Origin of the sequence: Methylobacterium sp. J-059 (assembly GCF_022829485.1) — a bacterium.
Taxonomy (GTDB): Bacteria; Pseudomonadota; Alphaproteobacteria; order Rhizobiales; family Beijerinckiaceae; genus Methylobacterium.
The window spans coordinates 1-8,733 of sequence record NZ_JAKSYA010000115.1; the positions used below are offsets into that span (position 1 = coordinate 1).

13 protein-coding genes are annotated in these 8,733 nt (G+C 68.1%); 1 reads left to right on the forward strand and 12 read right to left on the reverse strand.

Translation table 11 applies throughout. The annotated features are described in order from the left end of the window. The 4 genes from MKK55_RS15830 to MKK55_RS15845 form a co-directional block, all read right to left on the reverse strand. A partial coding sequence (locus MKK55_RS15830; RefSeq protein WP_243936205.1) for an MHYT domain-containing protein occupies positions 1–2,475 on the reverse strand: 2,475 nt, incomplete at its 3' end. A 302-nt stretch (positions 2,476–2,777) separates the two neighbouring features. Further along, positions 2,778–3,089 (reverse strand): hypothetical protein, encoded by a 312-nt coding sequence (locus MKK55_RS15835; RefSeq protein ID WP_243936207.1) that lies wholly within the window; start codon positions 3,087–3,089, stop codon positions 2,778–2,780. Between the two features lie 74 nt (positions 3,090–3,163). Further along, on the reverse strand, positions 3,164–3,520 hold the full coding sequence (locus MKK55_RS15840) for a DUF3618 domain-containing protein (protein ID WP_243936208.1): 357 nt from the start codon (positions 3,518–3,520) through the stop codon (positions 3,164–3,166). Continuing rightward, the gene (locus MKK55_RS15845) at positions 3,517–3,924 is read right to left on the reverse strand and encodes a phage holin family protein (RefSeq protein WP_243936210.1); all 408 of its coding nucleotides are present in this window, start codon (positions 3,922–3,924) and stop codon (positions 3,517–3,519) included. Before MKK55_RS15845 ends, MKK55_RS15840 begins: the two co-directional genes overlap by 4 nt. Between MKK55_RS15845 and MKK55_RS15850 the strand changes: the two genes are divergently transcribed. Continuing rightward, positions 3,902–4,255, forward strand: coding sequence for a hypothetical protein (locus MKK55_RS15850; RefSeq protein WP_243936212.1), 354 nt, complete (start codon positions 3,902–3,904; stop codon positions 4,253–4,255). The genes MKK55_RS15845 and MKK55_RS15850 overlap by 23 nt on opposite strands. A gap of 152 nt (positions 4,256–4,407) precedes the next feature. Here the strand turns inward: MKK55_RS15850 and MKK55_RS15855 are convergent, their stop codons facing one another. From MKK55_RS15855 to MKK55_RS15890, 8 genes are all read right to left on the reverse strand, one after another. Next, positions 4,408–4,770 (reverse strand): CsbD family protein, encoded by a 363-nt coding sequence (locus MKK55_RS15855; protein WP_243936214.1) that lies wholly within the window; start codon positions 4,768–4,770, stop codon positions 4,408–4,410. A 63-nt stretch (positions 4,771–4,833) separates the two neighbouring features. Next, positions 4,834–5,025, reverse strand: coding sequence for a hypothetical protein (locus MKK55_RS15860; protein WP_147726154.1), 192 nt, complete (start codon positions 5,023–5,025; stop codon positions 4,834–4,836). Between the two features lie 112 nt (positions 5,026–5,137). Next, positions 5,138–5,584: a YidB family protein gene (locus tag MKK55_RS15865; protein ID WP_243936216.1), complete on the reverse strand. Its 447-nt coding sequence runs from the start codon at positions 5,582–5,584 to the stop codon at positions 5,138–5,140. 28 nt (positions 5,585–5,612) lie between these two features. Then, positions 5,613–5,885 (reverse strand): hypothetical protein, encoded by a 273-nt coding sequence (locus MKK55_RS15870; protein ID WP_243936218.1) that lies wholly within the window; start codon positions 5,883–5,885, stop codon positions 5,613–5,615. A gap of 75 nt (positions 5,886–5,960) precedes the next feature. Next, positions 5,961–6,836, reverse strand: coding sequence for a YsnF/AvaK domain-containing protein (locus tag MKK55_RS15875; RefSeq protein WP_243936220.1), 876 nt, complete (start codon positions 6,834–6,836; stop codon positions 5,961–5,963). Continuing rightward, complete coding sequence (locus MKK55_RS15880; RefSeq protein ID WP_243936228.1) at positions 6,833–7,330, reverse strand: YsnF/AvaK domain-containing protein; 498 nt, start codon at positions 7,328–7,330, stop codon at positions 6,833–6,835. Before MKK55_RS15880 ends, MKK55_RS15875 begins: the two co-directional genes overlap by 4 nt. Before the next feature lie 2 nt (positions 7,331–7,332). Next, entirely contained in the window at positions 7,333–8,289 is a 957-nt protein-coding gene (locus tag MKK55_RS15885; protein ID WP_243936235.1) for a PhnA-like protein, read from the reverse strand. A 70-nt stretch (positions 8,290–8,359) separates the two neighbouring features. Further along, positions 8,360–8,710: a GlsB/YeaQ/YmgE family stress response membrane protein gene (locus tag MKK55_RS15890; RefSeq protein ID WP_243936237.1), complete on the reverse strand. Its 351-nt coding sequence runs from the start codon at positions 8,708–8,710 to the stop codon at positions 8,360–8,362. Positions 8,711–8,733: the final 23 nt, after the last annotated feature.

An 8,733-nucleotide genomic window follows, 5' to 3' on the forward strand; every position in this document is an offset into this window, starting at 1 on the left:
GACCTCGGCGCAGCCGGGCAGGTCCCGGAGCCGGTCGAGAAACGAGAACCCGTCCATGACCGGCATGGTCAGATCGAGCAGCACGAGGCGTGGCACGCCGTGCCGGACCTGGTCGAGCGCCTCGCAGCCGTTCCCGGCCTCGCGGACGGTCCAGCCGTTGCGCTCCAGCACCGTCCGGAGGCGGTGGCGCATGTCGGTGTCGTCGTCGACCACGAGCACGTCGCCGTCGGCCGCCCGGAACTGGTCAAGGATCGTCCGGAGGCGCGCCCAGTCCACGGGCTTGGGGACCGCCTCAACCGCACCGAGCGAGGCGCTCAGCGCCGCGTCGGCAACGAAGCTGACCATCACCACGGGGATGCCTGCAGTCTCCGGGTCTGCCTTCAGGGCGGCCAGCACCGACCAGCCGTCCATCTCGGGCATCATCACGTCGAGTAGGATCGCACGTGGCTTGAGCGACTTGGCGAGGTCGAGCCCAGTGCGCCCGTCCCCCGCAGTGCGGACAGCGAAGCGTTGGCGTTCGAGGAACCGGGTCATCAGCTCGCGTTGGTTGGCCTCGTCATCGATGACCAGCACGAGGTCGCCCACCGTCATCTGGTTCTCGGGAACCGCCGGTGCCGCCTCAACGGCCCACTCTGGCGCCACAGCTGGGACGCGCAGTGTGAAGCTCGTTCCTTGGCCCTCGACGCTGTCGACCGTGATGTCGCCACCGAGAAGCTGGGCGAAAGCGCGGCTCAGTGCGAGCCCGAGACCGGTCCCGCCATAGTTGCGCGTGGTGCTCTCGTCGGCCTGAGTAAACCGCTCGAACAGGCGCCCGACCTGCTCGGGATTCATACCGATGCCGGTGTCCCGCACCGTGAACCGGAGCCAGTCGCCATCCACGTCGACCTCGCGGGCGGCACTCAACGTGATGGTGCCGCCCTCGGTGAACTTGGCCGCGTTCGAGAGCAGGTTGAACACGCACTGGCGCAGCTTGGTCGCGTCCGTGCGCGCCCGGCCCACATCGTCGGCCACGTCCAACGCGAGGACGTTGTCCTTCTTGGCGACCAGCGCCTCCACGGTGCCGGCGGCGGCGGTGACGAAGGCAGCGACGTCGATGTCCTCGGGGTAGAGTTCCATCTTCTCGGCCTCGACCTTGGACAGGTCGAGCACGTCGTTGATCAGCCCGAGCAAGTGCTGGGCGTTCGACTTGATCTTGCCGAGGTCCTTGAGAAGGCTGTCCTGACCGAGCTCCTCGGCCTCCTCCTCCAGCATCTCGGAGTAGCCGATCACGGCCGACAGCGGCGTCCGGAGCTCGTGGCTCATGTTTGCCAGGAACCGGCTCTTCGCCCGACTGTGCTCCTCGGCGGCGTCGCGGGCTTCCTCCAGCGCCGCCTCGTATGCCTCTCGCTCGGTGATGTCGGCGTGTACGCCGACCCACTCGCGGATCGTTCCGTCCGGATTGCGCACCGGCCGTCCCTTGACCGCGAACAGGCGGTACTCGCCATCCCGGTTCCGAACGCGGTGCTTGAGCTCGTAGCCCCTGTTCGCCGCTACGGCCTCGCGCCATGCCGCCTTAGTGGGCTCGACGTCGTCTGGGTGTACCGCCTCCGCCCAGCCCGTCCCCTTGCACCCGGCCTCGGACTGACCGGTGTAGGCCTGCCAGTACGGTTGGGGGCCCGTCATGGCGCCCCGCGCGTCGGCGGTCCAGATGATGTCGCCGACCGCCTCGGCGGCGGCCCGGAAACGTTCCTCGCTGGCATGGAGGTGCCGTTGCACCCGCTGCTGGTCGAACGAGGAGGCGACGATGGCCATAAACAGGATCAGGAAGGTCGCGGCCGCAACGTACAGGGCGAGGTGCTGCTGGCCCAGGCCGACGCCGCCGGCGTGCGCGGCATGCGCCCCGGCAACCTCCGCCGTGACGGTCGCCGCGGCCATGCCGGTGTAGTGCATCCCGGCGACGGCGAGACTCATCGCGCCCGCGGCGACCAGCTTTTGCCAGACGTCGTTCTGCCGGAAGGTCAGCCACAACGCGGCGGTCGCCGCGACAACCGCGATGGCGACGGAGGCGGCGACAACGGGCACGCTGTATGCCAGGTTGCCCGGCACCCGCATCGCGGCCATCCCGGCATAGTGCATCCCGGCGACCCCGACGCCCATCAGCGGGCCGCCGACGAGGACATCGCGAGGACCGGCCCGCTTGCGGCTAACCCAGGCGAAGGCCCCGCCAGTGGCGACGATGGCGATCAGCAGTGAGGCGACCGTGATGCCGAGGTCGTAGGCGGCGGGCATGCCCATCTCGAAGGCGAGCATGCCGACGAAGTGCATCGCCCAGATCCCGCCTCCCATCGCCACGGAGGCCGCGGCGACCCAGGCCCAGCGCAGGGCAGTCGAGGCCCCACGCACGCGGGCACCGAGGTCAAGCGCGGTGTACGAGGCGAAAAAGGCGATGGCGATGGATAGCGCCACGAGGGCGGGGTCGTAGCCGGGATGGACCATGACAGTTCCAATGAATGTCCCTGGCGCATCTCACAGAAAGGCAGCAGGCTTGGGGCAATCGCTCAATCGTGAACGCGATGGGCCGCCGGGCGTTCGCGCCGTTCGGCGTTCATGCGCCGTCGCCCGATGGGGCGGGCGCCGAGGCGGGCGCATCGTCGGGACCGCAGTCACCCGCCACGGGACTGACGGCCCCTGCCGGCATGACCCTGACCCCGGCCCTCTCCAACTGCTCGGTGGGGTCGTTGCATTTCCAAACGGTAGTCGATGGCCATGGCGGTCTCGCGAGATTGGGGGGCTAAGGGTCAGATCGAGAAGGCGGCCTTGCTCGGGGTCGGTTCGGCACCAGCGGCGGTGGCCTTGGAACCGCGGACGGGTGGGACCGAGCCGGCATACCGGGCTTGGACCAGCGACCCAATCCTCGTCATCAGCGCATGATGCTCCGGCGATCCGCAGCCGGATGCTAGGAAGGCGGCGAGCACGACGCAGGACGGCGAGTCGCCGGATGGCTCATTCGGCTCGTGGAAGACGAACACGTCCGCCGGGTCGTCACCGTGGCAGAGGAACCAGCGGTCGTCATTGCTTCCGGAATGGATCAGCGTCCGCATGGTAGTCATCGACGGGTCCCTCCGGATGTGGTGCTAGAACTCGGTCGGCTCGATGCTGGCAAACTCGGAGACGTACGGGCGCATCAGCGGGAGTCCTTCGGGACGGTTGCCAGCGAGTTCGGGGCGACGACGGAGGTGGGCGAGGTGAACCTGTCCAGGGCACGCACGGCCTGATACGTGGCGGCTCCCTGCGAACGGTTGCTCTTGAGCAGCATCACGGCGCCTAGGCACATCATGAGCACCGGCACCGGAATGCGACGGACAGCCTCCAAGGCGCTGTCGTACAGGCCAGACCCGGTCGCGTCGCGGCGGATGCTACCTAGCATGTCCTCGACGATGCCGGAGGGGGTGAGGCGCTGCATGAGACTGTCCAATGTCCCATCAAGGCGTCCGCGGCTCGCCTCGATCTCACGCTCCAGTTCGTCAGCAGCGCTCGTCATGCGTCCACGTGCTCCTTAATCACGGCGGCGTCTTGCCGAAGCTGTCGGCTCGTCCGGGTCGGCATGAGCCCATCGAGCGAGAACCGTCTCTTGGCGGCCAGTGCCAGGACGATGCCGATGACGAGGAAGGCGATCCCATCAATCAGAGCGGAGAGCGCTTCCGAGCCGACGACGATGGTGAGCCACTTCACCAAGGTGTCGACCAAGATCAGGAAACCGACGACGGAGAACACCGCTGCGCCGGCCATCGCCGCGAGGCCGATGACCATGCATCGCAGGTTGGCGGCCATCTCGTGGCAAAGCAGAGCGATCTCGCCCCGGATGAGGTCGCCGACTCCACTCAAGGCCTCGGCGAGCAGACCGGGAATGCCAAGGAGAAACGTGGATGGCGGGACGGCGCTCACGGATACCCGCCAAGACCTGCCTAGGCTCACCGAGGGACTTGAGGGCATCGCCATTGCCGGACCGAAGAATTTGAATGACGCCGTACCCGAGCGCCCTGACCGCGAGGCTTGTTGCCAGCGGGTTGCGCCGCGCGATTGCCTCGGCATCGCAGTTCAGGTCGTGCCACCCGCGCTGTGCGACGCGGTCCGAAAGTGCAGCGAGTTTGTCGGCGACTGCGTGGACGAACGGCTTCACCTGTGCCTGTCCGTCGATCTCGCCGCCGCCCGAACGCAGCACGCAGGCAAGCTCGGACGGGAAGCCGGCCGCCTCGGTCTTACGCTGGTCGCATAGCCGCTGGCCTGGTCACGTACAGCATCGGCCAAGCCCGCCGGCGAGAGTGCTGCCCTTTTGGACCATCGGCGATGGGTGGCTGACCCGCAGGTCGGGGGGATCGTTCATGGTGCTGCTCCGGACCTGCGGGGTGATGCGGATGGGGGCCCGGCCTAGCGGCGGCCGTGAACGACCATCGCAAGGAGGTAGCCGAGCGCGCCCGCCATCGCGGCTATCATCAAGGGAGACTCCTTGGCGTAGCTCGTCACCGTGTCGGCGCTCTGTCGGTAGGCGCGTTCGGCGTCGGGGAAGGCGTCGCGACCCTGCTTCATGACACCCTGCGCAAGGTCGGACGCCTGATCGGCTACGTCGCGCACGGCGTCCTTGGCCTGTCCGGACAGGTTCTCGACGTTGCCCTTGGCGTCGTTGGCGGCGCCCTTGGCCTTTGTCTCGTGGTCGCCGGTGACGTCGCCGACGGCGCCCTGGACCTTGCCGCCGAGTTCCTTCGCCACGCCGGTGATGCGGTTCTCGTCCATGGTTCTTCTCTGAGGCTCAGGCCGGGCGCGCGGGATGCGCGTCCGGTGGTTGGATCAGATCTGTTACTTCTTGGCGCTCTTGCCGTGGGCCTTGGTCGAGCTCTCGTGTGCCTTCTCGGAGTGGCCATGGGCCTCCTTCGAGTGCTTGGCGGCGGCGGTCTCGTCGCCCTTCTCGTGGTGCTCGGCGGCGGTCTTATGCGACTTGGCAGCGGCCTCGTGGTGCTTGGCAGCCTCGGCGTGCGCGGTCTTGGCCATGGTGGTGTTCCTCGGGTGGCACCGTCGCGGTGCTCGTTGCGGTCGTGTCGACCGGCGCGTCCGGCTGGGAAAGGCCCCGACCGGCGTGCGGGATGTCCTCAGGTGCAACGCCTCAATGGGCGGGCAGCCTGCCGTCGGGGGTGTAGCGATCCACCGCCGAGGGAAGCTCCCGGGAGAGCCTGGAAAGGAGTTCGTCGCTCGAAAGGCCGGTCTGCTTCGTCAGGGTTGCGAGCAGGTCGGGGCCGATGGCGGAATGCATATGCTCGGCCGGGATCTCGGTGTTCCGGCCCTGCCGGACCCATGAATCCGCAGCCTCGCCGTGACCGTTGCCACGGAAATGCTCGATAAGCTGGCCGAGGCCCCCGCCGAGCAGTCCACCGGCGCCTGCGCCGCCGAGGTTACCCAGTATGCCGCCGAGGCCCGATTGGCCGGGCGTAGCGCCGGAGGGGTTGGCGTCGGAGGCACCCTTCAGCATCTCGGCGATCTTGTCCTTGTTCTGGTAGCCCGCCACGGCGAGCAGCCCGAGCAGGGCGGTCATCGAAGGAAAGCCGTCGCTCATCATCATCTCCTCGTGGTGGGTTGGGCGCTCACCGCGACTGCGCGCGCCGTTCGTTGGTGGTTTCCAGGACGCGGTATCCGGCGATGGCACCGCGGCAGGCTTCGGAGACCCTCGCCATCTTGGCTCGGAAGCAGGCCTCGACGTGGTCGCCGTTCGGATCGATGCCGGCGCAAAGCCTGAGGTAATCACCGGTGCAGGCCGACCGTAGCGCCTCCTCGGAGACGCCGAGATCGCGGGCGTGAGCGGTCACGGTCGGCAGGGCCGCGAGGGCTGCCAGGCCAAGGATGCGGAACGGGATCATGGCGGTTGCGTCCGATGACCAGTGCATGCGTCGACGCGGGACGGGGACGGCCGGCAGCCGCCCCCGTGACGAGGCTCAGACCGGCTTGTGCGAGACGGTGCCGGCAGTGCCGGTACGCTCGACGTTGCCGCGCTCGTCGGTGACCTCGACTTCGGTGTGGCGTACCTTGTCGGTTATGGTCTCGACGCGCTGGGCCGCATCCTTGCGGATACCGACCTCGCCGACGACACGGGCTTCCTTCGAGACTACCGCCTCCTCACGCATCTCGGTGGCTTCGATCACCTTGTCCTCAAACAACGCCATGTCGCCCGGGGTCACTGCCCGATCGACCACGCGCCGGTCGACGTGCACGGTCTCGTCCCGCAAGGTGACGTTCTCGCTCACGGCCTTCTCGGCCGCGTAAGACCGGACCCGGACACGGCCGCTGTCGACCATGCGCTTGCCGACGTTCAGCCGCTCCTCGACCACCGGGATGTACTCCGTACCCCGAGCGGTCCCGTCCGCCGCAACGGCTTCAGTCGTTCCCGTCGCATGAAGGCCGGTGGTGCCGGTCGCGGCTGTCGGGGTGGTAGCGATGGCCGGCGCGCCGGTCGCCTGCCCGGTCCAGCCCTCCTTGCGCCAGGAAGCCTCACGTTCATCCATGTCGATCGAGCCGTGCTCCTCGAGGATGTCGTAGGTCCGCTCCGCGTATCCGTCCTCGACGGTCGCGGTCAGCATGGTCCCGCCCCGGTGCAGGCCCTCGGCGTGGAGGTGGCGATCCTCCTCAGGCATGAAGAACTCCTTCAGCGAGCCCCACATGCCTTCTTCATGGGTCTTAGCGGCGGCGGTACCGGCCTCGCTGCCGGACAGGATCCGTACCCCGACCTCGGGAATGCCGAGGGCGACGAGCTTCGCCTTGGCGGCGGTAGCCTCGGGGTAGGTGTCGTACATGGCGGTGATGGTCTGAGTCATGGTTCGATCTCCGATTCTTGTGCTGAAGCCAGGGCCGTGACGTGCCCCTCTGGGGACACGCGTTCGATCACGGCGTGCTGTCTGCGCAGCGTCACCGGCATCTCGACGTCCTCGCCCGCCGTGGTTTGGCGGACATGCACCTCCTCCCGCAGGACGAGGCGCTTCTCGACGACGAGGATCTCTTCCAGGACCGGGATGATGGTCACCCCGTTCTCCTCGCGGACCACCGGGGGCGTCTCGCCCTCGGCCAGGGTCCGGTTGATTGGCACCCGAGTGACGCCAATCATGTCGCTGCGCAGGGTCTCGCGCAGGACCTCGTCGACCGCCTCGGTGCGGGTCGAGACCCGCACCCGGCCAGTCTCCACCGCCCGCTTTTCGATGCGAGCGGTTTCCTCAATCAGCGGAAGCGTCACGCATTCGCCGAGGGCGACCTCCGCCGCCAGCTTGTCCTGCGTCCCGAGGAGACGCGGCTCGATGGCGGCGGGGTCGCTCACCGTCAGACCCGACGCTCAATCGTGGTGGCAACGGTGGTTCGGGTGAGCACCGGGTCGACGGCGGCACCACGCCCGGCAAAGAAGGCCGACAGCGCACCGAGAACCAACGCCAGGGCGCCGTAGAGCGCCCCCTGTGAGCCGGCTCGCGCAGCAGCGTCGGCCGCCTGCTTGGCCTGCTCCTTGGTCTTCGCGACCGTGTCGTTGAACTGCTGGGTGTACTGCTGGACCTGGGTCCGGGCCTGCTCGACCGGGATGCCCTGTGCCTGAGCGAGAGTCTGGGCAGCCTTCTCTTGCGCATCCTTTTGTTGGGCGGCATCACCGGTCACGGCAGCGCGCATCGCGCTGACGGCAGCGTTCTTCAGGGCCTCCGGATCCTTGCCAGTCGTGCCGCGGATCTGGCCCTCGATGTTCGAGAACGGGTTGTCCATGCCCGGCAGCGACGGGGCAGCAGCCTGCGCTGCGGTCTTCACCGAGCCACCGATCAAGTTGCCGGCACCACCGAGCGTGCTCGACACCGCGCTCGACGCGCCACTGACGATGCCGCCGACAGCCGAGGACAATAGGTACACGACGACCAGCGTCGAGACCGCCCAGGCGAGCAGCCCGTGGTAGGCGGTTGTGGTGTTGGCGGGCTTCCCCGAGAGGCGCCCGGCGAGCCAGCCGCCGGCGGTGGCGGCAAGAATGCCGGAGATCACGAACCAGATGCCGGCGCCGGACGAAAGGCTGCCTGCCGTCGGGGTGCCGTTGCCGGCAGGGTCCACCGTGGACAGGCCGATGCCAAGCCCGACCATGTTTAGGATGACCTGGGCGACCAGCGCGATCACGGCGCCGGCGAGCACCGCCCCCCAGGAGACCGAGTGCAGCGCCATCGTGCGCATGTCCTCGGCCGGGGTGGCCAAGCTGGTGGTCGGTAGGTCGCGGTCATAGGCCGGACGGCTGGTGTTGGGCGTCAACGCCATGGTCGGTACGCTTTCGTTGGAAGGAGGGGGGCGATCTTCGGCCCAGGGGGCGGAAGCGGATCGTGCTGGGTCAGAGGACCCGCCGGCGGCCGACCAAGGCGTGGTAGAGCCACAGCACCACCACGGCGCCGACGATGGCGACGAGCAGGCTGTAAAGGTTCACCCCGGACACCCCGGGCTGGCCGAACTGGTTGAACAGGAAGCCGCCGACGACGGCGCCGACGATGGCGACGAGCAGGCTGTAAAGGTTCACCCCGGACACCCCGGGCCGGCCGAACTGGTTGAACAGGAAGCCGCCGACGACGGCGCAGACGATGCCGAGCAGGATGTCGACGACGAGCCCCTGGCCGGTGTTGTTGACGATCTTGCTGCCGATGAAGCCAGCGATCAGGCCGAGCAAGATCCAGGCGAGGAGCGACATGGTCCAGTTCCACTTCCTAAGGG

Coding starts and splice junctions, on each gene's coding strand:
- MKK55_RS15860 (WP_147726154.1), bottom strand. CDS start 5,025: ATGGCCAAGACCGCGCACGCCGAGGCTGCCAAGCACCACGAGGCCGCT.
- MKK55_RS15865 (WP_243936216.1), bottom strand. CDS start 5,584: ATGAGCGACGGCTTTCCTTCGATGACCGCCCTGCTCGGGCTGCTCGCC.
- MKK55_RS15835 (WP_243936207.1), bottom strand. CDS start 3,089: ATGACTACCATGCGGACGCTGATCCATTCCGGAAGCAATGACGACCGC.
- MKK55_RS15840 (WP_243936208.1), bottom strand. CDS start 3,520: ATGACGAGCGCTGCTGACGAACTGGAGCGTGAGATCGAGGCGAGCCGC.
- MKK55_RS15875 (WP_243936220.1), bottom strand. CDS start 6,836: ATGACTCAGACCATCACCGCCATGTACGACACCTACCCCGAGGCTACC.
- MKK55_RS15885 (WP_243936235.1), bottom strand. CDS start 8,289: ATGGCGTTGACGCCCAACACCAGCCGTCCGGCCTATGACCGCGACCTA.
- MKK55_RS15855 (WP_243936214.1), bottom strand. CDS start 4,770: ATGGACGAGAACCGCATCACCGGCGTGGCGAAGGAACTCGGCGGCAAG.
- MKK55_RS15870 (WP_243936218.1), bottom strand. CDS start 5,885: ATGATCCCGTTCCGCATCCTTGGCCTGGCAGCCCTCGCGGCCCTGCCG.
- MKK55_RS15890 (WP_243936237.1), bottom strand. CDS start 8,710: ATGTCGCTCCTCGCCTGGATCTTGCTCGGCCTGATCGCTGGCTTCATC.